Raw genomic sequence first — 22,451 nt, 5'->3', positions numbered from 1 at the left:
GGGTCATGAGAATCGTTCCGGCCAACGGCATCGAGCTGGCCGTCGAGACGCACGGTGATCCGGACGGCTTCCCGCTGCTGCTGGTGGGCGGGCTCGGGCAGCATCTCGTCGGCTGGCATCCCGACCTCGTGGCGAGCATGGTCCGGCGTGGCTACCACGTGATCACCTTCGACAACCGTGATGTCGGGCATTCCACCCATCTGGACTGGCATGGCCCGCCCGACCTGTTGGGGATCGTGTCCGGCCAGGCCGCGCTCGCGCCCTACGGCCTCGAGGACATGGCCGCCGACACCATCGGGCTGCTGGACGCCCTCGGCGTCGAGTCCGCCCACGTGTTCGGCGTCTCGCTCGGCGGGATGGTCGCGCAGCTGCTGGCGCTGAACAGCCCGGACCGGGTGCGCAGCCTCACCTCCGTGATGTCCCACCCCGGCGATCACAGTGTCAAGCCGTCGGACGAGGCCGTCGAGCTGCTGCTACGGCCAAGCCCGACCAGCCTGGACGAGTTCATCGCCAGGGCGGAGGAGTCCGCGCGGGTGATCGGCTCGCCGGAGTTCGCGGTCGACGTCCCGTGGCTGCACAGCCGGTCGAAGCAGCTCTGGGAACGTCGGCAGAACCCCGCCGGGGTGGCGCGTCAGCTGGCGGCGATCCTGGTCGCGACGGACCGCTCCGCGGCGCTGCGCGGCCTGCGGGTGCCGACGCTCGTGGTGCACGGAACGCACGATCCGCTGATCCCGGTGCGCGGCGGGCGGCTCACGGCGGCCACCGTTCCGTCCGCGGAGCTCCTGGAGATCGACGGGATGGCACATGATCTGCCCCGCGAGATCTGGGAGCGGCTTCTCGACCGGGTCGACGACGTCACCCACCACGGCGAGTCCCTGCGTGCGGCGGTGCAGTGAGCCTGTTCCCCGCACCGCCCACGGTCAGGTGCGCCGTGCGCCGAGTCGATGACGGAAAGGGCTCAGTAACCCGGCTTCATCACCATGAGGCATATGATCACGACCCAGCAGGTGACCGTGGCGGCGGCGCCGATCGTGATCGCCGGGAGCTGGCGGCGCGCGTCGCCGCCGCGCTCGATGTCGTGGACGGCCCGCCGCAGGCCCCTGGAGATCACGGCCATGCTGATCACGACGGCCGTGATCCACAGCAGGCCGGATGTCAGCAGCCACGGATCGCTGATCCGGCGAAGGCTGCCGAACGGTCCCCGGTGGACGATCACCAGCCCGAACAGGGCGACCAGAACGGTCGCGGGCGGCAGGTACCAGGTGGTGCGGGCGGCCGCCCGCAGCCTGGACAGGCCGGCCGGGCCCGCGTGGACCAGCCAGGGCGCCGTCGCGATCGTCATGCAGAGCGGGCCGACCAGGAGGAACGCGGAGAGTACGTGCAGGGTCAGGAAGAGTCCGTAGCTGCCTGAATGCGGCATGGCCAGACCGTATCGGGCGGCTGTTGCCGGCCGGTTCACCGGGCGGCGCCGCGTCGGCGGTTGCTCGACTGGTAGTCCCGACCGGCCGTTCGGCTGGTGTCAGAGGTCGGTGGCAGAGGTCGGTGTCAAAGGTCGTTCGACTGGTAGTAGAGCAGCTCGATCGCGCGGCCGAAGTAGGTGCCGTAGATGGTCTCCGGGTCCGAGGCGTAGGCGTAGCTGACGACGCTGTCGACCCAGCCGGCGCCGGGCCCGGCCCGGCCGAGCCCGGTGAACAGCGGGCCACCGCTGGCCCCGCCGGTCATGTCACAGGCCAGGCCCATCGAGGTGGTGCCATAAGGGTCGTCGCTGGACGGCCCGGCGCAGTAGATCAGCTCCTCGCCGGTGTACTTCCCGAGCCGGGGGTAGCCGAAGGCGTACTGGGCGAGCGTCCGGGGCTGGTTGAAGGTGATCTTCTCGCCGCCGACGACATCCTCGATGTGCTGCCCGGCGCGCGTGTTGAACAGGATGAAGCCGGTGTCGTAGTCGAAGTCGCCCCGCAGGCCCCAGCCCGGCGTCACGGTGATCAGCCGGGCGGCCCAGAGCCCGAAGGGCAGGGAGCCGTCGGAGTAGCCGGGCATGAAGGCCACGTTGGTCGCGAAGGCGCCACCGCTGCCCTCGTGCAGGCAGTGCCCGGCGGTCACCGCGAGGTCGCGTCCCGTGCTCGTCACGACCGTGGCCGAACAGGCGTAGTCGACGTCGTTGATCGTGGTGAACAGGCGGCCGACGGTCTTCGTCACCAGTCCGCCGTAGGCGTACGGCGACCCGGTGCTCGGCGGCGGTGGGCTGGTGGCCTCGAGGGTCTGATCGGTCCCGGTGGGCCCGTCGAGCCGCTTCGGCACTGGTCGGCCGTCCCGACCGGCCGCGTCCGCGACCTGGGCGCGGCTGCGCCGCTGCGCCGACCAGTACGCGGAGATCCGCGCCTGCTCGAGATCGGTCCGGGCGACGGGAGCGGACATCGGCTTCGCGTACGGGCGGCTCAGCGGTTCGGAGTAGGGGCCCGCGAACGGCCCCGGCAGCTCCCGGCTGAGGGCGGACCGCAGGGACTGTACCGGGCTGTGGTCGCCACCCGTCGCCGCGGAGGCCAGCGTCGGAAGCGCAGGCAGGAGGGTGCCCGGTAGGAGGGCGCAGAGCGCGGCGGCCGCGGCCACGGCGCCGGCGAGGTGCCGTCGTCCACGCCACCGCGACGCCGGTCGGCCTGTCGCCCGGGCTGGATCTGCCGACCGCGGCCGGCTCGTCCACCGCAACCGGTTCGTCCGCCGCAACCGGTTCGTCCGCCGTGGCCGGTCCGTCGACGGTCGGTGCCGATCGGCTCCGTGGCCCTGTTCGTGGCCTTGTCCGTGGCCTCCGTCGTGGTCCTCGTCGCGCTCGCACTCTGTCACCACGACCGCGCACGGTAGCAGCTAGCTAACTGATAGTGCCTGCAGTTGGCGGTCGGCCTCTCAGCGAGCCACCCGGCGGGCCCCCCGGGCACGCAGGTAGTCCCGGATGACGTAACTGCCGAGGGTGGCCGGGTCCGGCGAGAGCACCCGACCGCCGTTGCGCTGGGCCATCTCCTCGACGAACCGGACCAGCCGGGGCTCGTCGTCCAGCATGAAGACGTTGATCGTCACACCGCGGCGGGTCAGTCGCTCGACCTCGGCCAGAGTGAGCTCCAGGGTCTCGGGCATGGGTGGCCAGGAGAACGAGGACGAACCGTCCCGCTGCAGGTGGGCGGTGGGCTCGCCGTCCGTGACCACCATGATCACCGGCTCGGCCTCCGGATACCGGCGCAGCAGCCGGCCCGCGATCAGCAGCGCGTGCTGCAGGTTGGTGCCCTGCACCATCTCCGAGTCCAGCCCCGCCAGCTCTACGGGGCGAAGCTCCCGCGCGTAGTCGGAGAAGCCGATGATGTGCACCTTGTCCTGGGGGAAACGGGTGGTGACAAGCGAGTGCAGCGCGAGCGCCGTCGACTTCGCCACCCCCCAGGTGCCGCGCAGGGCCATCGAGTACGACAGGTCCACCAGCAGGCAGACCGCCGCGCTGGTGCGCCGCTCGGTCTCGGCGACCTCGAAGTCGTCGACGGAAAGCCGCACCCGGCGGCCCGGGCCGGGCGGCCCCGCCCGAAGCACCGCGTTGCGGACGGTGCGGACCACGTCGATCGGCTGGGTGTCGCCGAACTGCCAGCGCCGGGAGGTACCGAGCAGATCACCGGCGGAACCGGCGTCGGTGTTCGTGTGATCACCGCGCCCGCGCGCGGCGACGTCGCGGAAGATGCGGGCCAGCGCCACGTCGCCGATGCGCCGCACCGCCCGCGGAGTGAGCTCCAACGTGCCCGCGCGGCGGGTGATGAAGCCCTGCCGCTCCAGCTCACGCTCGATCTGCTGGAGCTGGCGCAGGTCGTCGACGGCGGTGCGGCCCAGCGCCCGCTCGACGGCTTCCGGGTCGACGTCCTCGAGGGAGGCACCCGGGTAGTCCTGGCTGAGCGCCGCGGCGAGCTCGTCGAGTTCGGCGAGCTCCTCCAGCGCGCTCGTGGCGTCCCCGAAGCCGAGCGGCTCGTCCCCGGTCATCGCCTCCGGGAAGCGCCCACGAGCCCGCCCGCGCCCGCGTCCCCGCCCACCCCAGTCCAGGTCCGGGCGGGCTGACTGCAGTGCCCGCGACAGCCGGGACATCTCGCCGGACAGGCCCAGGTCCTCCATCGCGGTCGCCATCAGATCGGCCAGCTCCTGGCGTTGTGCCGGGGTGAGGCCGGCCAGCAGCCGCTGGGCCGCGGCGGCCCGCCGGGCCAGCGAGTCGACAAGCTCCTCGAGGTCGCGGGGGTTCTCCGGGAAGAACTCGCCGTGCCTGCGCATGAACTCCTCGAAGCGGGCCCCGGTCTCCTCGCCCCGGGCGTCCGCCTCCAACAGGTCGTTGAGATCGCGGACCATCTCGCGCACGCGCGCCAGGTCATCCGGGGTGGCGCCCTGCAACGCCTGCTTCATCCCGCGGAACTGCGCGTCGAGCACCTCGCGGCGCAACAGGTCGGAGATCTGGTCGTAGGTCTCGCGGGCCTGCTGCGAGCGCCAGTCGTAGTCGGCGAGCTCCCGCACCGCGCGGGCGGGATCGGACGGCAGCGCGTCCAGCTCCGCCTCCCGCAGCCGCGCCTCGTCACCGGGGTCTGGGAACAACGCGGCCCGCTCCTGGCCGACGGCCGTGTCGAGCAGACGCCGGACCTCGTCGAGGGTGCCGTCGAGCCGGCCGCGGGAACGGGCCTCGCGGCGGCGGCGCTCGATCGCGCGGCGCAGGTCGTCCAGGCCGCGGCGGCCCGGCATGCCCCGGCGCAACAGGGTGTCCAGGGCCTCCCGCGGCGTACGTCCCTCCAGGATCTGGTGGGACATCTCGTCGACGGCGTCGGTTGCGGAGAAGGGGGACGCCAGCGGGTCGGGCCCGCCGTCCCAGGGGCCGTATCGGAACTGTCCGGAGCTCACCGGTGCCTCCTGGTGGCCTGCCGCGTGATTCTGTTTGTGGTCGGGCGAGTCGCGCGTGGCCGGGCGAACCGCCCGACGGGTCGAACCGCCCGACGGTCAGCCGCCGTACACCGTCCGCCCGGGCAGTTCCTCCTTGGCGAGGCGCCGGTTGAGGTGCAGGCCCTCCATCGCCAGCTCCAGCGCCGCGGCGGCCAGGCCCGGCGACTCCGCTCCGTCGACGTCCAGGCGAGTGAGGATCGCTGACAGGCCTGGTACCGGCCCGATCCGGCGCAGCAGCTCGGCGGCCGGGACGAGATCGCCGGTCTCCACGGCACCGTCGCGCTCGAAGCGGTCCTGCAGGCCGGAGAGGTCGGTCCCGGCGAGCTTCGCGCGGAAGGTCTCCGCGATGGCCCGGCGCAACATCAGCGCCAGGACCTCGTCCTCCCGGCCCTCCTCCAGCTGGTCGAACTCGACCTTGCCGCGGACCGCCGGCACGATCGCGGCGAGGTCGACGACCCGCGCGGTCGCGCTGTCCTCACCGGTCAGCGCCGCCCGCCGAACGGCGGAGGCGGCCACCGTCTCGGCCGCCGCGACCGCAAGCCGGGCCGAGACACCGGAGCGCTGGTCGACCTGCGGCGCGTCGCGGACAAGCCGGGTGAAGCGGGCCACCACCTCGATGAGATGGTCGGGCAGCTCGGGGGTGCCCAGCGGCGCGTCGGCCCAGGAGATCACGGCCTCCTGGCGGATGAGGCTCAGCTCGTCGTCCAGCCGCAGCGGGTAGTGGGTGCGGACCTCGGCACCGAAACGGTCCTTGAGCGGGGTGATGATGCGGCCGCGGTTGGTGTAGTCCTCCGGGTTCGCGGAGGCGACCAGCAGCAGGTCCAGCGGCAGCCGCAGCATGTAGCCGCGGACCTGGATGTCGCGCTCCTCCAGCACGTTGAGCAGCGCCACCTGGATGCGCTCGGCGAGGTCGGGCAGCTCGTTCACGCTGAAGATGCCGCGGTTGGTCCGCGGCACCAGCCCGTAGTGCACGGTTTCGGGGTCGCCGAGGGTGCGGCCCTCGGCGACCTTGACCGGGTCGACGTCGCCGATCAGGTCACCGACGCTGGTGTCGGGGGTCGCCAGCTTCTCCCCGAACCGCTCGGAGCGGTGCCGCCAGGTCACGGGCAACTGCTCGCCGACCTCGGCGAGCAGCAGGCGGCACCGGCCGCAGACCGGAGCGTAGGGGTGATCGTTGATCTCGCAGCCGGCGACGGCGGGCGACCACTCGTCGAGCAGGCCGACGAGCGTCCGGATCAGACGGGTCTTGCCCTGGCCGCGCTCGCCCAGGAACACGATGTCGTGCCCAGCGAGCAGTGCCCGCTCGACCTGCGGGAGAACAGTGTCGTCGAAGCCGACGATGCCCGGGAAACGGGGTTCGTCCGACCGCATCCGCGCAAGCAGGTTCTCCCGCAGCTCGGCCCGCACCGACCGGTGACGATGGCCGGAAAGGCGCAGGTCAGCAAGGGTGATAGCGGCTGGCGGAGGCCCGGATGCCGAGGGGGCGCTCGCCGTCGGTGCCGCCGCGGGGGCGGCGATGTGCTTCGTGGGAGGTGTGGACGGACTGTGCGGAGCCGGCGGATCTGCCACCAGCTGACGGTACGTCCACACCGGCCCGCGCGCAGCGGCATGGGATGTCGTCCGCTTATGGCGTAGTCGCGCCGGCCCGCCGGTCCGTTCCCATCGGCCGACCGCACCCCATGGCAGGTGCGTCACCGCAGGTGGGACGCCGCGGGTGCGGCCCCGCTGGGCGGCTCAGCCCGCGTACGGCGACACCGCGACGATCTCCACCGCGGCCGAACGGCCGTTAGGCAACGTGTAGTTCACCGTCTCGCCGGCCTTGTGGCCGGTGACGGCGCCGCCGAGGGGAGACGCGGGAGAGAACACCTCGATGCTCGTGCTGTGATCCTCGCGTGAGCCGATGAGGAACTTCTCGGTCTCCTTCTCACCGGGGAACCTGATCTCGACGATCATCCCGGGCCCGGCCTCACCGGACACGGCGGGCGAGGTCTCGCCGACCCGCGCGTCGCGGAGCAGGTCCATCAGCTGGCGGATCCGGGCCTCCTGCTTGCCCTGCTCCTCCTTGGCCGCGTGGTAGCCGCCGTTCTCCCGCAGGTCGCCTTCCTCACGGGCTGCCTCGATCTTCGTGGCGATCTCCGTACGCCAGGTGCCCGTGAGGTACTCGAGCTCGGAGCGAAGTCGGTCGTAGGCCTCCTGGGTGAGCCAGGTCTGCTGCGTCACGCGTCACGCTCCTCGAGGAATACCAAAGTTCTGAGTCTATCGGAGGGAGCCGAGGCTCCCGGCGGCGCGCCCGGGTGGGGCCCGCTCACGGCAGGCGCCACGGGGCTGTTGCTGGTTCAGTTCGGTGCTGGTCGCTGCTTCGGTGCTGTTGCTGCTTCAGTGCAAGCGGGTGGTCCGGGCCGCCCTCGACGTCGGTTCCCACAGTGCGAGGTCGTCATGACGACTTCCCGCCGTGGTCACGGGCCGATGATCCCTCAAAGGTGGGCCCGACGACGATGTCGGTTTGCAGACGACGCCACCTGCCAGAGACCGTCCGCCCGCAGACCGGTGAACCGGCGTCTTTGGAGCGTGTGCGGACGGTGTATTGTGCCACGCCGCTCGGTGACTTTTCCAGATCAAGAGTGAGCTGGGTCTCGTTTGTGCCGGCCTGTCCCTCGTTCCCGGGGCGGTCGACCGCCCCGGTTGGTGCGGAGCCAGGCGGTTGAGGGCCCACAGGGGGCTGCCCTGCGGCGGCCCAGGTGGCCGCCGCGCGGGCGCCGGCCGGCCCGGTCCGCTCCGGACGTCAGCCACAATGGGCTGCATGCTCCCGGCCGAACAGGAGCGTGGTCTGCGGCTCATGGCCGTCCACGCGCATCCCGATGACGAGTCCAGCAAGGGCGCGGCGACGATGGCCCGCTATGCCCACGAGGGCGTCGAGGTGCTGGTGGTCACGTGTACCGGCGGTGAGGCGGGCAGCATCCTCAATCCGGCAATGGATTCGCCCGAGGTCCTCGCGCGGATGCCAGAGGTCCGGCGTGAGGAGATGGAACGGGCACGGAAGATACTCGGAGTGCAGCAGGAGTGGCTGGGGTTCATCGACTCGGGGCTGCCCGAAGGTGACCCGCTGCCGCCACTGCCCGAGGGGACCTTCGCCACGCAGCCCCTGGCGGACGCCGCCCGCCCGCTGGTGCGCCTGATCCGCCAGTTCCGCCCGCAGGTCGTCACGACCTACGACGAGAACGGCGGCTACCCGCATCCGGATCACATCATGACCCACCAGATCAGCGTGGAGGCGTTCGAGGCCGCCGGTGACCCCTCCCGCTATCCCGAGGTGGGCCTCGAGCTGGGCCTTGCGCCGTGGCAGCCGCTGAAGCTCTATTACCACCTGACCTTCCACAAGGACCGCATCCTCGCCCTGCACGAGGGGATGCGCGCCGCGGGCCTGGAGTCGCCCTATGGGAAGCGGCTGGACGAATGGATCGACCGGGCGGAGGACACCGGCCGGTTGACCACTCGGGTTCGCTGCGAGGACTGGTTCGAGGTCCGGGACCGCGCCCTGCTCGCGCATGCGACCCAGGTCGACCCGGACGGGCCGTGGTTCCGGGTACCGCTCACCCTGCAGCGCGACGCCTGGCCCACCGAGGACTACCAGCTCGCCCGGTCCCTGATCGAGGTGGGCGTACTACCCGAAGACGATCTGTTCAACGGAATCCGCTGAGAGCCTTTCGGCTGTTGTCGCGGCACCGCGGCACCGCGGCATCGCTGGCCGCGGACCGTCAGCTGAAAGACTCTTGACTACAGGAGGTGCTGGTCAGTGGATGACACGTCCGGCGGGGTGCGGCTCGCCGCCGAGATAGGCACGGGCACCAGCGGCGCCCTCGTGGTCTTCGTGCTGATCCTCGCGTCAGCCGGGCTCTTCGTGCTCCTCTCGAAGAGCCTGCGCAGGATGCGGGCGAACGTGGAGAACGGCGAGTTCGGCCGGCCGCGCGGGGATCTGACGAACCGCGGCGAGGCGGTCGGTGACCCGGCGGCGGGCGCTCTGGCCACCGCCGAGCGCGGCGCCGAGGGCGCCGCGGCTGCGAGTGCGAGCGCGGCTGCGCCGGCCAAGGGGGCGAAGGGAGCCAAGGAGAAGCTTCCTCGCCAGCGCGGCAGACAGGGAACAGCGGAGGATACGGGAACCGGCTCGGTCTGAGCCGAGCCCGCCCCGCCGCCGGCACGACGGCCGGGAGCGTGTGGCGAGATCCCGAGCTTCGGGCTGCCGTTGCTGTCGGATCCCGCGCCGCCGCGTAACGCCAGCAATTCGCCTCAAGAGGGGCAAAAGGGGTGCGGGGTCACCTGGCAATCCGCAAGCGTGAGGGATTTTGGTTGTCGGAACGGCCAACATCCTTCACGCTTCGGACTCGCCCTGCCGGGCCACCGCGCTCAGGACGCCAGTCACGTTCCTGGCGTACGAACGCCACCCGTACGACGGACTACCGATCTTGATCGGCGCCATGGTGCGACAGCGAGAGGGCGGCTTCGGGCACGCGCGGCCATGAGAAAATCGTGGTCGGCTGGTCGGATGGTCGGACGAACGTCGGGGAGCCCCCCCGTGCCGGAGGCCGAGCCCGTGCGACACTCACGCACCCCCGCCGGCCACCCCTTTCCCGCTCGGTTCCCGGGCCTGATCACTCATCTGGCCCGCGGCGGCCCCCGCCTCGATCCTTTTTGATCTCGCTGCGGCGCTTCTTGCCGGCCAGCCGCCGCTCGACCGAACCACGGGTGGGGCTGGTCGGCCGCCGTGGCCGCGGTGGAGGTGCCGTGGCCTCCCGCAGGACGTCGGCCAGCCGTGCCGCCGCGGCCTCCCGGTTCCGTAGCTGCGAGCGATGCTCGGACGCGGCCAGGGTCAGAACCCCACCGACCAGGCGACCCTCCAGCCGCGCCAGCGCCCTGGCTCGCATCCGCTCGGGCACGGATGGCGCGCGGGCAAGATCGAACGAAAGCTCGACGCGGCTGTCCGAGGTGTTCACCGACTGCCCACCCGGCCCCGCGGATCGCGAGTAGCGCCACGTGAGCTCGCCGGCCGGGATCGCGAACCCCGGCCGGATCATCAGAACGCTCGGCAGCACCCCGCCATCGTCCCAGGGCGACGGCTCGGTCGTCGCGGGCATTTCGGGCCTGATCCGCCCGCGACGCCGTTACCTGTTGTGCGCCAGGCTGGCTGTTCCGCCAGGCTGGCTGTTCCGCCAGGCTGGCTGTTCCGCCAGGCTGGCTGTTCCGCCAGGCTGGCTGTGCCGTCAGCCCAGGGCGATGTTGACGATCCGGCCGGGGACCACGATGAGGCGCTTGACGGTCTTGCCGGCCGTGTAGCGGGGGTAGTCCTCGTGTGCCTCCAGTGCCTGGCGCACCGCGGCCTCGTCCGCGTCGGGCGCGACATCGATCGTGAACCGCACCTTGCCATTGACCTGCACCGGCAGGCGGACCGTCGAGGCCGCGGCCAGCGACTCGTCCCCCTCGGGGAAGGGGACGGTCGAGACCGAGCCGGCGTGCCCCAGTCGCGTCCACAGCTCCTCGGCGAGGTGCGGTGCCAGCGGCGCCACCATCAGCACCATGGCCTCGGCCAGCTCCCGCGGCGGCCCGGCGAGCCCGGCGCCGAAGTGCTTGCTGGCCAGGTTGGTCAGCTCGATCAGCCGGGCGACCGCGGTGTTGAAACGCAGTTCGGCGTAGTCCGTCCGAACGGCCAGGATCGTCCGGTGCAGCGCCCGGGTGACCTCGTCGCCCGACTCGATGTCGCCAAGCCCGGTGTCACGCACCCGCGGCTCGCCGGACTCCTCGTCGATGATGTTGCGCCAGAGCCGCTGCAGGAACCGGTACGAGCCGACGATGTCGTCGGTGCGCCACGGGCGGTGCGCGTCCAGCGGCCCCATCGCCATCTCGTAGACGCGCAGCGTGTCCGCACCGTAGCTGTCGTACATCTCGTCGGGGCTGACGCTGTTCTTGAGGCTCTTGCCCATCTTGCCGGAGCGCCGGTTCACCGGGGCCCCGTCGTGGGTGAAGGTCCCGTCCGCGCCGCGGACGACCTCGGCGGCGGCGACGTACATCCCGCGCTCGTCGGTGAACGCGTCGGCCTGGATGTAGCCCTGGTTGTAGAGGCGCTTGAACGGCTCCCGGGTCGAGACCAGGCCCAGGTCGTACAGCACCTTGTGCCAGAAGCGGGCGTAGAGCAGGTGCAGAACGGCATGCTCGACGCCACCCACGTACAGGTCGACGCCGCCGTCGCCGGCGGGCCCGCGCTCGGAGTGCATCCAGTAGCGTTCGACGGTCGGATCCACGAACCGCTCGGAGTTCGTCGGGTCGAGGTAGCGCAGGTAGTACCAGCAGGAGCCGGCCCACTGCGGCATGGTGTTGAGCTCGCGCCGGTACTCGCGCGGGCCGTCGCCGAGGTCGAGGGTGACCGTGGTCCACTCCGTGGCTCTCGCCAGCGGCGGGACGGGCTCGCTCTCGTCGTCGTCGGCCATCGCACGCGGCCGGAAGTCGGTCATCTCGGGCAGCTCGACCGGCAGCTGGTCCTCGGGAACCGCGATCGGCAGCCCCTCGTCGTCGAAGACGATCGGGAACGGCTCGCCCCAGTACCGCTGGCGGGAGAACAACCAGTCGCGCAGCCGGTAGGAGCGGGTGGCCCGGCCGCGACCGGCGCCCTCCAGCCAGCCGACCGTGGTCTTGATGGCCTCGGCCTTCGACAGGCCGACGAGGCCCGGGCGGTTCGGCGGGCCGGGCAGATACGTGCCCTCACCGGCGAACGGCGCGGGCCACGCGGACGCGGGTGCCCCCGCGGGTACGCCGTGCTCGGAGTGCCAGGCCTCATCCGGCTCCAGCACGGCCTGTACCGGCAGGCCGAACTCGCGGGCGAAGGAGAAGTCCCGGTCGTCGTGCGCCGGCACCGCCATGATCGCCCCGGTGCCGTAGCCGAGCAGGACGTAGTCGGCCAGGAAGACGGGAATCACACCGCCGCCGACCGGGTTGGTCACGTACGTCCCGGTGAACACGCCGGTGCGGTCGATCTCCGCACCGCCGCGCTGGCGGTCGCTGCGCCGGGCGGCGAAAGCGCGGTAGGCGTCGACGGCGGCCCGTGGGGTCCAGTGCTCCTCGAGCGGGCCGGCGGGCCGGCCCTGCCCGAACTGCCAGCTGGCCGGGGTGTCGGCCGGCCAGTCGGTGGCGATCAGCGCGTCGACGAGCGGGTGTTCCGGAGCCAGCACCAGGAAGCTCGCACCGGGCAGCGTGTCGGGACGGGTCGTGTAGACCTCGATGTCGACCGGCGCGCCGGCATCGCCACCGGCGCTGGCACCGGCATCGGTTCCGGCGCTGGCACCGGTCGTCGTGGTGAACCGGACGGCGGCGCCGTCACTCGGCCCGATCCAGTTGCGCTGCATCTGCTTGATGGAGTCGGGCCAGTCGACCAGGTCGAGATCCGACATCAGCCGGTCGGCATAGGCGGTGATCCGCATCATCCACTGACGCAGCGGGCGCCGGTAGACCGGATAGTTGCCGATGTCGCTGCGCCCCTCGGGCGTGACCTCCTCGTTGGCCAGCACCGTGCCCAGGCCCGGGCACCAGTTCACCAGCTCCTCGGAGATGTAGGTGAGGCGGTGGGCGTCGACGACGCGACGCCGTTCGCTCGCCGTCAGCTCGGACCACTCGGCCTGGCGGGGGTTGGCCTCGCCGGCGCTCGCCCCGGCGGCCGACCGGCGCCCGCTCTCGAACTCCTCGACCAGCTCGCTGATCGGCCGGGCCCGGCCGGCCTCGTCGTCGTACCAGCTGTTGAAGATCTGGAGGAAGACCCACTGGGTCCAGCGGTAGTACGTGGTGTCGGTGGTGGCGATCTCGCGGCGCGTGTCATGACCCAGGCCCAGCCGGGAGAGCTGGCGCCGCATGTTCGCGATGTTCGCCTCGGTCGTCACCCGCGGATGCTGGCCGGTGTTGATGGCGTACTGCTCGGCGGGCAGCCCGAAGGCGTCATAGCCGAAGGTGTGCAGCACGTGGCGCCCGGTCATCCGCAGGAAGCGGGCGAAGACGTCCGAACCGATGTAGCCGAGCGGGTGCCCCACATGCAGGCCCGTCCCGCTCGGGTAGGGGAACATGTCCAGCACGTAGAACGGATCGCGGCCCTGGACGGCCTCGAAGCCGGCGGAAAGCGGCCCGGTCGGGTTCGGCGACTCGAACGTGCCGTCCTTGAGCCACCGCTGCTGCCAGCGCTGTTCGATCTCCGCGGCGAGCCGCGAGTCGTAGCGGTGGGGCAGGTCGGCGTCGCCGCCCGCGGTGACTGCGGCGTCCGCGGTGGTGTCGCTCTCGGTGGGCTCGTTCATCGCAGGTCGCATCCCAAGACATCGATCACTGTTGACCCGTGTCCGCTCGCGCTCCCCGGCCGACGACGGATGGCCGCTGGCCCGCCGGGATGGTGGCGGTGGCGATGGTGGTCGTGGACCGGGGCGCGGGAACGGCGTGGATCACTCCTGGCGTCCAGCCTATCCGGGCCGCCGCGATCGCCGGCGGCGGCGCTGTCGGCCGGCCCGTGGGCGGCCGGGATGCGGGCAGGCGGGATGCCGGCGGCCGGCGCCGGCGGTCGCGGGTGCGCTGTCAGGCGGCCTCGTACCTGAGGGCGGGGCCGAGCAGCAGGCCGCCGTCGATGACGAACTCCGAGCCGGTGGCGAAGGACGCCTCGTCGGAACTGATGAACAGCAGGGCACGGGTGATGTCGTCGGGCTGGCCGAGCCGGGGGATGGCGAAGGGCGCGGGGGAGTAGAAGTCCGAGATCGGAGCGTCGGCCCCCGCGGCGGGCTCGGTGATGAACGGGGTGGCTATGACACCGGGGTGGATGGCGTTGACGCGGATGTTGTCGCGGCCGAGCTCCAGCGCGGCGGTCCTGGTGAGGCCGCGGACAGCCCACTTGCCGGCGACATACGGGGAGTAGTGGGCGGTTCCGCCGATGCCGGATGTGGAGGCGATGTTGACGATGACACCTCCGCCGTTGCGGCGCAGGGAGGGAACGGCCGCCTTGATGCCCAGGAACGTGCCGGTGAGGTTGATGTCGAGGACGCGGTCCCACACGCGGCGGTCGGTGGCTTCGACGGGAGCCGCCGGATTCTGCACGCCGGCATTGTTGACCAGGATCGACAGCGGGCCGAAGTGCTGTTCGGTGGCAGCGATGGCGGCGTTCCACGATTCCTCGTCGGTGACGTCGAGGTGGACGAACAGGGCGCGGTCGCCGAGCTCGGCGGCGAGGGCCCGGCCACCGCCGTCGTTGATGTCGGCGATGACGACGCCTGCGCCTTCGGCGTGGTAGGCGCGCAGGTGGCTGGAGCCCTGGCCGCCGGTGCCTCCGGTGACGAGAACGGTGTGGTTGTCGAAGCGTCCCATGGTGGGTGCTCCTTTCAGGTAGTGAGACGAGTGACTCGCCTCGCATCTGAACCTAGGGTGCGGCAGATGGTGAGTCAAGTGGCTCGCCTTCTCGTCTAGGCTGGTGCCGTGACCAGCGAGCCCTCGGCCTACCACCAGCGCGTCGCCGAGCAGAAGCGGGCCGCGATCCTGGCCGCGGCCACCCGCCTGTTCCTCGACTCCGGCTATGACCGGACCTCGCTGGCGAAGATCGCGGAGGCGGCGGAGGTCTCCAAGGCCACCCTGTTCAGGCAGTTCCCGACGAAGGCGGCCCTGTTCGACGCGATCGTCACGGCTTCCTGGGACTCGGGCGAGGACGAGGTGCGGCCCCCGACCGGCGATCTGCGGGTAGGTCTGACCGCGATCGGCCGCCGCTATGTGGATCTGCTCACCCGCCCTGGCATGGCCGACCTGTTCCGCATCGTCATCGCCGAGCTGCCCCGCTTCCCCGAGCTCGGGGAGACCCAGTTCAACCGGGGCAAGATGCCCTACTTCGAGTCCGTCCGCGGCTACCTGGAGGCCGAACGGGACGCCGGGACGATCGCTGTGGACGACCCCGACATGGCCGCCACCCAGTTCCTCGGCATGATCTCCAACTACGTCTTCTGGCCCCGGATGCTGCTTCCCCGCTGGCCTCTCGACGACGCCACCAACGAACGCGTCGTCACCGAGGCGGTCCGGACGATGGAGGCCAGGTACGGCACGGCGGCTCAGGCCGCCGAGGGGTAAGCCGGTCCGGTCCCGTACCCAACCCCGGCCTCGGGCCCGCGGCCGCCGGCGCCCGACGTACGGCGCGTGGCCGCGGGCCTGCCCGCACTCCCCGAGGGTCGGGTCAGCGGCTGGCGAGGGCGCGGATCTCGGCGGTGACGAGGGCCGGGTCCTCCTCGGCCATGAAGTGCCCGCAGCTGACCGTGCGGTGGCGCAGGTCGGGTGCCCAGGCCCGCCACAGCCCTTCGGCGTGGTAGCCGAGGGCCGCGCCCCAGTCCTGCTGGAGCACGGAGACCGGCATGGCGAGCCGGTTCCCGGCCTCGCGGTCGGCGCTGTCATGGGCCACGTCGATCTGCGCGGAGGCCCGGTAGTCGGCGACGATGGAGGAAACGGCGCGAGCGCTGGAGTCGAGGTAGTGGCGGCGGACGGCGTTCGGGACGGCGTCCGGGTCGTTCGCCCAGACGTCGAGGAAGTAGCCGAAGAACGCGTCGGCACTTGACCGGATCATCGTCTCGGGCAGGCCCGGCGCCTGGGCCATGAGATAGAGGTGGAAGCCCACCGCGGCGGACACGCCGTGCATCGCGTCCCACATGTCGAGGGTCGCGAGGACGTCGAGGAGGAGCACGCGGGCCACCGCCTCCGGGTGGTCCAGAGCCGCCCTGAACGCCACCAGCGCGCCTCGATCGTGGCCGGCCAGGGTGAATCGCTCGTGTCCCAGCTCGGTGGCCAGGCGGACGACGTCCCGGGCCATGGTCCGCTTGGCGTAGATCTCGGGCCCGGTCTCGGCGGGCTTGTCGCTTGCTCCGTAGCCACGCAGGTCGGGGCAGATGACGGTGTGGTCGGCGGCGAGGTCGGCGGCCACATGCCGCCACATGAGCCGGGTCTGCGGGAAGCCGTGCAGCAGCAGGACGGGCGGGCCCGACCCGCCGACCTCGGCCTCCAGGGTGACCCCGTCGTCGACCCGCACGCGGTGGACGTCGAATCCGGGAATGCTCAGAGGGTGCACCGGCTGCTCCTGGTACTCGTGGGCGGGGGCCGGGACGGCCCGGTGCCCGGGGCGGAGCCCATGCTGCGGGCCCCGAATGAGCGATCGATGAGTGAAGGCGCGGCCCGCTGGCCGGCACCCCGCCGGCCGGCACCCCGACGGCTGCGCCGGACCGGCCGCCCGGTGGAGGATCCTGCGGTGGAGGACCTGCGGTTCGGACTGCTGGGGCCGGTGGCTGCCTGGAGGCCGGCCGGCGAACCGGTCGCACTTGGCGCGCCCCGCCATCGGGAGGTGCTGGCTCGGCTGCTGGTCGCCCGCAACCGGGTGGTCCCGATCGACCGGCTGGTCGCCGACCTGTGGGACGGTGCGCCCCCGGCCGGCGCGGTCGCCGCGGTGCGCACGTTCGTCGCCGCGCTGCGCCGGGCGCTCGAACCGGACCGGCCGCCGCGCACCGCCTCCCGACTGCTGGCCACGCAGGGGCCGGGCTACGTCCTGCGCCTGGACCGCGACGCCGTCGACGCCTGCTGCTTCGAGGACGCCGCGGCCCGCGCCGAGGCGGCGGCGCCGCTGACCGCCGCCGCGCTGTGGGACGAGGCACTCGACCTGTGGCGGGGGCCCGCCCTCGCCGACTTCCCGCACGCATCCTGGTGCGTTGCCGAGCGCACCAGGCTGACGGAGCTGCGTCTACGAGCGGTCGAGCAGCGCGCCGACGCGCTCGTGGCAACGGGCCGCGCCCGCGACGCACTGCCCGACCTGGAGGCCCACGCCACCGCCCATCCCGGGCGGGAGGACGCGTGGGTGCTGCTGGCGACCGCCCTGGACCGCGCCGGCCGTCCGGGCGATGCCCTGGCCGCCCTGCGCCGTGCGCACGGTTTCGTCGTCCGGCCCGCGGGAGCAGGCCCGTCCCCTGCGCTCGCCCGCGCCGAAGCTCGGATCACCGCCGGCCGATCCGCCCCCGGCGTGGCGCGGACCACCGTGGGCGCCGGCATCGCCGACAGTGTGTGGGACCGGACGGCAGCCGCCTGGGACCGGTCGGTACCCGCGCGCTCGCGGGCCCGGCTACATGCCGCGGCCGGTCTGGTACGCGATCTCGCCGTCACCGGCGCGGCCGGGCTGGCGGAGGCGCGTGCCCAGCGCGGTGACGTGGTCGAAGCGGCCGAGGCGACCGGCGATCCGGTGCTCGCGGCCCACGTGATCGCGTCCTACGACGTCCCTGCTGTGTGGACCAGGGCGGACGACCCGGCCGCGGCGGGCGCGCTGGTCCGTGCGGCGGCCCGGGCCGCCGCTGGTGTCCCGGAGGGGCCGCCGGTGCTGCGTGCGCGGCTGCTGTCGGTCGTGGCGGTGGAGTCCCGCGGCGATGCCGCCGCGGACCGGCCGCCGCCGCTCGCCGGGGCGGCCCCGGCGGATGAGCCGTGGCGGCTGCGCGCCGAGCGCGCCGCGGACGAAGCGGTCCGCCTGGCCCGGGCCCAGGGGGACCCGTCGGTGCTGGCTTTCGCCCTCAATGGCGCCTTCATGCAGGCGTTCGGCCCGTGCGGCGGGGCCGCCCGGCGTGCCGCCATCGGCGTCGAACTGACCGGTCTGGCCGTCGACCACGGCCTGCCGAGCCACGAGATCCTCGGCCGGATCGTCCGCTTCCAGGCCCTGACCGCGCTCGGTGACCTGGACGCCGCCGGCGCCGAGGCCGACGCGGTGGACCGTCTCGCGCACCGGCACGAACGCCCGCTGGCCGCTGTCTTCACCGCCTGGTTCCACGCCCTGCGAACCTGCGAGGAGCACGGCTGGGACCGGGCTCGACCGCTCTACGACCGCGCCCTCGCGGCCACCGCGACCAGCGGGATGCCCGGTCTCGCCGCCGGTGCCGACGCCCTGGTCGCGCTCGTCCCCGTGCTGCGAGGCGACGGCCTGCCCGCTCCTGGTCAGCTTGCCGCCGTGGACGTCGGCCCCTACGGACCGTGGCTGAGCCCGCTCCTGCTGGCGGCTCAAGGCGCTCACGACCAGGCCCGTAACGCCCTCGCTGCTGCCCCGCGCCCACCCCACGACCACCTGCAGGAGGCGCTGTGGTGCGTCCTGGCCCGGGCAGCGGCAGCGGTCGGCCAGCACCAGGTCCTGCGCCGCGCCCGGGACGAACTCGCCGCAGCCGTGGGCGAGTCGGCCGGCGGCGGCAGCGGGCTGGTCTCGTTCGGCCCGGTCCGCCACCATGTCGAGGCCGCGGCTGCCGCGCTGCGCGAAGCTCCGTGGGCGCCGTAGGGACAGAAGCTCCGCAGGGACATCCGCCGGAGGGCCGCCGAGGCGGACTCGGCCGGCTCCGGCGGGGGATCGGGCCGCCGCGATGGCATGGTGGTGCGGTGCCCAACAAGCTCGCGGAGCAGACTTCCCCCTACCTTCTGCAGCACGCGGACAACCCGGTCGACTGGTGGCCGTGGGGGCCCGAGGCGTTCGCCGAGGCCAAGGCCCGTGGCGTGCCGGTGCTGCTCTCGGTCGGCTATGCATCCTGCCACTGGTGCCATGTCATGGCCCACGAGTCGTTCGAGGACGCGCAGATCGCCGCGTACATGAACGAGCACTTCGTCAACATCAAGGTCGACCGGGAGGAGCGTCCCGACGTCGACTCGGTCTACATGGATGTGACGGTCGCCCTCACCGGTCACGGCGGCTGGCCGATGACGGTGTTCCTCACCCCGGCTGCCGAGCCCTTCTTCGCCGGCACCTACTTCCCACCCCGCCCGCGCCAGGGCCAGACGTCCTTCCCGCAGGTGATGACGGCGGTCGCGGACGCCTGGACCCAGCGCCGGGAGGAGATCGAGGAAGCCGGGGCGGACATCGCCCGCCGGCTGGCGGAGGTCGTCGCGCTGCCCGGCGGCACCGCCGGTGGGGACGGCGGTCCCCAGCTCAGCGCCGAGCTGCTCGACGGCGCGGTCACCGGGCTCGCCGGCCGCTTCGACGCGCGCCACGGCGGGTTCGGCCCGAAGCCGAAGTTCCCGCCGTCCATGGTCGCCGAGCTCCTGCTCCGGCACTGGGCCCGCACCGGCGACGACAAGGCGCTCGAGATGGTGCGCGTGACCTGCGAGCGGATGGCCCGCGGCGGTATCTACGACCAGCTCGCGGGCGGCTTCGCCCGGTACAGCGTCGACGCCACCTGGACCGTCCCGCACTTCGAGAAGATGCTCTACGACAACGCCCAGCTGCTGCACGTCTACCTGCACCTGTGGCGGGCCACCGGCTCTGCGCTGGCCGAGCGGGTGGTGCGGGAGACCGTCGAGTTCCTGCTCACCGACCTGCGGACGCCCGAGGGCGGCTTCGCGTCCGCGCTGGACGCCGACGCGGTGCCCGCCGGGCAGCCGAACGCGCACCCGGAGGAGGGCGCCAGCTACTCCTGGACGCCCGCCCAGCTCGCCGACGTCCTCGGCCCCCAGGACGGCGCCTGGGCGGCCGGGGTTCTCGGTGTCACCGAGGCCGGGACCTTCGAGCACGGCACCTCCGTGCTGATGCTGCCCGCGGACCCGGACGACCCGGCCCGGTTCGCCCGGGTCCGGGCGGCGCTCGCCGCGGCGCGGTCGCGCCGGCCGCAGCCCGCCCGCGACGACAAGATCGTGGCCGCCTGGAACGGGCTGGCCATCGCGGCGCTCGCCGAGGCGGGCGCGCTGCTGGCCGAGCCGGCCTGGATCGCCGCCGCCACCCGGGCCGCCGAGCTGCTGCGGGACGTCCACCTGCACGACGGCCGGCTGTGGCGGACCAGCCGGGACGGCCGTCGGGGGCCGAACGCCGGCGTGCTGGAGGACTACGGGTGCGTCGCCGACGGGTACCTCGCGCTGCACCAGGTCACCGCCGACCCGCGGTGGCTCACGCTCGCCGGGGAGCTGCTGGATGTCGTGCGCGTCCGGTTCGCGGCCACGGACGGCGGTTTCTTCGACACCGCGGACGACGCCGAGGCGTTGCTGCGGCGGCCGCGGGAGTCGTCCGACTCGGCGACACCGTCCGGGCAGGCCGCCGTGGCCGGGGCGATGCTGACCTTCGCCGCGCTGACCGGCTCGGCCGAGCACCGCGACGCGGCGGTCGCGACAGTCGGGCTGCTGATGCCACTGCTCGCCAAGGACGCCCGGTATGCGGGCTGGGCTGGCGCGGTGGCCGAGGCGGTCCTGGCCGGGCCGGCCGAGGTCGCTGTGGTCGGTCGTCCGGACCTGGAGCGGCTGGCACGGCTCGGCACCGCACCTGGTGCTGTCGTCGTCACCGCTGGTCCACTCACCGCCGGGCGCGCCGATCCGGCTGTGTACGTGTGCCGTGACTTCGTCTGCGAGCTGCCGGTGACGACCGCCGAGGAGGTCCGGGCCAAGCTCGGCGTCCGGCTCCCCACCTGACCTCGGCCCTGCCGGCCGCTCGACGATCAGCCTGGACGCCGCACCGAGGCCGGCTGGTTTCCGACGACTCCACGCGTGCGCATAATGTTGTAAGCGTGTAATCATGGATGGGGTCGCGTTCCAGCCCGGCCGGTGCGTCGTCGGAGCAGTGAGGTCGTCGGACCAGTGGGCCTCCGCCATCTCACTGCGCACGGTCAGGTATGCCGCCGGCCCGGGTCGACGATGGAAAAGGCTCAAAAGGCTCAGTGGAGGGGACTGTCATGGCCGGTCTTCGAGGGCGAGGGCCTGGGCGGGGAGCCGAACGGGACGAACCCGTTCCCGCGGACGAGATCGCCGCGTGGTTCGCAGCCAGGGTTCCCGCGGGCTGGTTCACCGGGCCGCCCCGGGTGACGATCGACCGGGACGAGATCACGGTTGTCGGCGCGCTGGTGCAGCCGGACCCGGCCGGGGCAGCCCCGGGTGGGTCGGCCGCGGGGTCTGATGCGGCCACGAGTGGGCCCGCCGCCGCGGCCGAGGCAGCCGGCTGGATCCGGCGCTTCCGCGAGGAGACGAGGGACGGCCGGATCGTGCTGGCACGGGAGGCTGAGCAGCGGTTCGGGCGCAAGGTGGCCTGGGGGGTCTCGTTCGGCGGCGCGACCGAGCTGTTCACAGCCCTGTCCGTCCCGGTGATGACCCGGCTTCGCCAGCCGGAACGGCAGGTCCTGGACACGCTGGTGGATTCAGGTGTTGCGCGTAGCCGCAGTGAGGCCCTTGCCTGGTGCGTCCGGCTGGTGGGGGAGAACGCGGACGCGTGGCTGGCCCGCCTGCGAGAAGCGATGGAAAAGGTCGAGCAGATCCGGGCCGAAGGTCCGGGAATTTAGTCGCTCCTCGCGGATGCGGCCGATTCTTCCCGCCGGCCGCGAGCCGGTCGGCAAGGCGAAACCGGCTGTCCGCCGGGTGCTCTACCCGGTGTCGGGTGAAGTCCGGTGAATGGGTTTCCCGGCCTGCTTCTGGCGCCCCGCCCCAGACGGGCTCCTCGTCACCGAGAGTGGCATCGTGTGGATGTGGGCAGGTCGGCGAGAGGCTTGTGATCTGTGCGTTTCGACGTCTTGTCAAAGGCGCGGCGATGTGCCTCCGCTGTCACCGGAATGCCCCGGTTCTGTCATCGGATCGCCCCGGTGTTGTCACTGGATCGCCGTGGCCCGGTAACCGGAACGCCGCGAGCCGGTAACCGGATCGACGCGGGCCCGGTCGCGCAACGGCATGTTCGCGTCACCCGCCGTGGGGTGGAAAGCCGTGCGGGCCACCCGAAGCGGGTGGTCTCGGGCGACTCCGGGCGACTCCGGAGTCGGTGACCGTCGCTCCCGGTCCCTGCTAGCCGAGCATTGCGATCATCAGCGCGATGTAGTGGCAACAGGCGGCGACGAGCGTGAACGCATGGAACACCTCGTGGTAGCCGAACGTGCTCGGTGCGGGGTTGGGCCGTCGCGATGCGTACACCAGGGCGCCGAGGCTGTAGCAGGCGCCGCCCACGAGGAGCAGCACCGTCGCGGCCACCCCGGCCTGATGCATCAGCTCGGGGATGACGAAGACGGCCACCCAGCCGAGCGCGATGTAGAGCGGCACGATCAGGAAGCGCGGAGAGTGCAGCCAGAGCATGCGCAGCGCGACACCCAGCGCCGCGCCGCCCCACACCACGCCCAGCACGATGCGGGCTGTGTGCGGGGGCATGGCGATGAGTGCGAATGGCGTGTAGGTGCCGGCGATGAAGACAAAGATCATGGAGTGGTCGAGGCGCTTCATGAGCTCGCGAGCGCGTGAGGTCGACCACATTTTTCGGTGATAGAGGGCACTGGTTCCGAACAGCGCTGCAATGCTCAGCGCGTAAACCGTCATCCCCAGGCGGGCCCTCAGCGTGGTCGCGAGTGCCACCGCAATGACGCCGAGTGCGAGGCTCACGGGGAATGCTCCGGCGTGTAGCCAGCCCCGCATGCGTGGTCGCACCAGGTCACGTGGATGTGCGTTCCGGGCTGTGTCGTCGATGCTCAGGGTCTGCCGAGCGAGGGAGGCCACGGCACAGCACGATATCCGGT

17 protein-coding genes are annotated in these 22,451 nt (G+C 72.3%); 7 read left to right on the top strand and 10 right to left on the bottom strand.

Features of this window, described 5'->3' with window-relative positions; translation table 11 throughout:
* Positions 1-5 precede the first annotated feature (5 nt).
* Positions 6-896 (top strand): alpha/beta fold hydrolase, encoded by an 891-nt coding sequence (locus tag AWX74_RS25945; RefSeq protein WP_091282215.1) that lies wholly within the window; start codon positions 6-8, stop codon positions 894-896.
* 62 nt (positions 897-958) lie between these two features.
* On the opposite strand, the gene AWX74_RS25940 is transcribed toward AWX74_RS25945, so the two are convergent.
* From AWX74_RS25940 to greA, 5 genes are all read right to left on the bottom strand, one after another.
* Positions 959-1,420 (bottom strand): hypothetical protein, encoded by a 462-nt coding sequence (locus tag AWX74_RS25940; protein WP_091282212.1) that lies wholly within the window; start codon positions 1,418-1,420, stop codon positions 959-961.
* A gap of 125 nt (positions 1,421-1,545) precedes the next feature.
* On the bottom strand, positions 1,546-2,607 hold the full coding sequence (locus tag AWX74_RS25935) for a trypsin-like serine peptidase (RefSeq protein WP_242666423.1): 1,062 nt from the start codon (positions 2,605-2,607) through the stop codon (positions 1,546-1,548).
* A 291-nt stretch (positions 2,608-2,898) separates the two neighbouring features.
* The gene (locus tag AWX74_RS25930; RefSeq protein WP_091282204.1) at positions 2,899-4,902 is read right to left on the bottom strand and encodes a vWA domain-containing protein; all 2,004 of its coding nucleotides are present in this window, start codon (positions 4,900-4,902) and stop codon (positions 2,899-2,901) included.
* A gap of 96 nt (positions 4,903-4,998) precedes the next feature.
* Positions 4,999-6,510 carry a magnesium chelatase ATPase subunit I gene (locus AWX74_RS25925; protein ID WP_054565501.1) on the bottom strand — a complete coding sequence of 504 codons (1,512 nt, stop codon included), beginning with the start codon at positions 6,508-6,510 and terminating at the stop codon, positions 4,999-5,001.
* Between the two features lie 165 nt (positions 6,511-6,675).
* Entirely contained in the window at positions 6,676-7,161 is a 486-nt protein-coding gene (greA, locus tag AWX74_RS25920) for a transcription elongation factor GreA (protein ID WP_091282201.1), read from the bottom strand.
* A 571-nt stretch (positions 7,162-7,732) separates the two neighbouring features.
* Between greA and mca the strand changes: the two genes are divergently transcribed.
* Together mca and AWX74_RS25910 are read left to right on the top strand one after the other, a co-directional pair.
* Entirely contained in the window at positions 7,733-8,638 is a 906-nt protein-coding gene (mca, locus tag AWX74_RS25915; protein WP_091282198.1) for a mycothiol conjugate amidase Mca, read from the top strand.
* Positions 8,639-8,734: 96 nt separating this feature from the next.
* Positions 8,735-9,112, top strand: a complete 378-nt coding sequence (locus AWX74_RS25910) for a hypothetical protein (protein ID WP_091282194.1) — start codon at positions 8,735-8,737, stop codon at positions 9,110-9,112.
* A 475-nt stretch (positions 9,113-9,587) separates the two neighbouring features.
* Here AWX74_RS25910 and arfB read toward each other — a convergent pair whose 3' ends face one another.
* From arfB to AWX74_RS25895, 3 genes are all read right to left on the bottom strand, one after another.
* Complete coding sequence (arfB, locus tag AWX74_RS25905) at positions 9,588-10,070, bottom strand: alternative ribosome rescue aminoacyl-tRNA hydrolase ArfB (protein WP_198955616.1); 483 nt, start codon at positions 10,068-10,070, stop codon at positions 9,588-9,590.
* Between the two features lie 126 nt (positions 10,071-10,196).
* Positions 10,197-13,262, bottom strand: a complete 3,066-nt coding sequence (locus tag AWX74_RS25900; protein ID WP_091282190.1) for a leucine--tRNA ligase — start codon at positions 13,260-13,262, stop codon at positions 10,197-10,199.
* Positions 13,263-13,533: 271 nt separating this feature from the next.
* A complete protein-coding gene (locus tag AWX74_RS25895; protein ID WP_091282187.1) occupies positions 13,534-14,313 on the bottom strand; it encodes a glucose 1-dehydrogenase in 780 nt (259 codons plus the stop codon).
* 108 nt (positions 14,314-14,421) lie between these two features.
* Between AWX74_RS25895 and AWX74_RS25890 the strand changes: the two genes are divergently transcribed.
* Positions 14,422-15,060 (top strand): TetR/AcrR family transcriptional regulator, encoded by a 639-nt coding sequence (locus AWX74_RS25890; protein WP_091282183.1) that lies wholly within the window; start codon positions 14,422-14,424, stop codon positions 15,058-15,060.
* Between the two features lie 103 nt (positions 15,061-15,163).
* Here the strand turns inward: AWX74_RS25890 and AWX74_RS25885 are convergent, their stop codons facing one another.
* A complete protein-coding gene (locus AWX74_RS25885; RefSeq protein ID WP_091282180.1) occupies positions 15,164-16,045 on the bottom strand; it encodes an alpha/beta fold hydrolase in 882 nt (293 codons plus the stop codon).
* 87 nt (positions 16,046-16,132) lie between these two features.
* Here AWX74_RS25885 and AWX74_RS25880 point away from each other — a divergent pair, with 87 nt between their 5' ends.
* From AWX74_RS25880 to AWX74_RS25870, 3 genes are all read left to right on the top strand, one after another.
* Positions 16,133-18,271 (top strand): BTAD domain-containing putative transcriptional regulator, encoded by a 2,139-nt coding sequence (locus tag AWX74_RS25880; RefSeq protein WP_226931241.1) that lies wholly within the window; start codon positions 16,133-16,135, stop codon positions 18,269-18,271.
* A gap of 98 nt (positions 18,272-18,369) precedes the next feature.
* Positions 18,370-20,379, top strand: coding sequence for a thioredoxin domain-containing protein (locus AWX74_RS25875; protein ID WP_091282177.1), 2,010 nt, complete (start codon positions 18,370-18,372; stop codon positions 20,377-20,379).
* A gap of 260 nt (positions 20,380-20,639) precedes the next feature.
* On the top strand, positions 20,640-21,239 hold the full coding sequence (locus AWX74_RS25870) for a hypothetical protein (RefSeq protein ID WP_091282173.1): 600 nt from the start codon (positions 20,640-20,642) through the stop codon (positions 21,237-21,239).
* Between the two features lie 493 nt (positions 21,240-21,732).
* On the opposite strand, the gene trhA is transcribed toward AWX74_RS25870, so the two are convergent.
* The gene (trhA, locus tag AWX74_RS25865; RefSeq protein ID WP_054565498.1) at positions 21,733-22,350 is read right to left on the bottom strand and encodes a PAQR family membrane homeostasis protein TrhA; all 618 of its coding nucleotides are present in this window, start codon (positions 22,348-22,350) and stop codon (positions 21,733-21,735) included.
* Positions 22,351-22,451: the final 101 nt, after the last annotated feature.

This window comes from Parafrankia irregularis (assembly GCF_001536285.1).
Lineage (GTDB): Bacteria > Actinomycetota > Actinomycetes > Frankiales > Frankiaceae > Parafrankia > Parafrankia irregularis.
The sequence above is the reverse complement of the archived record's forward strand: the minus strand, read 5'-3'. Positions and strand labels throughout refer to the sequence as shown.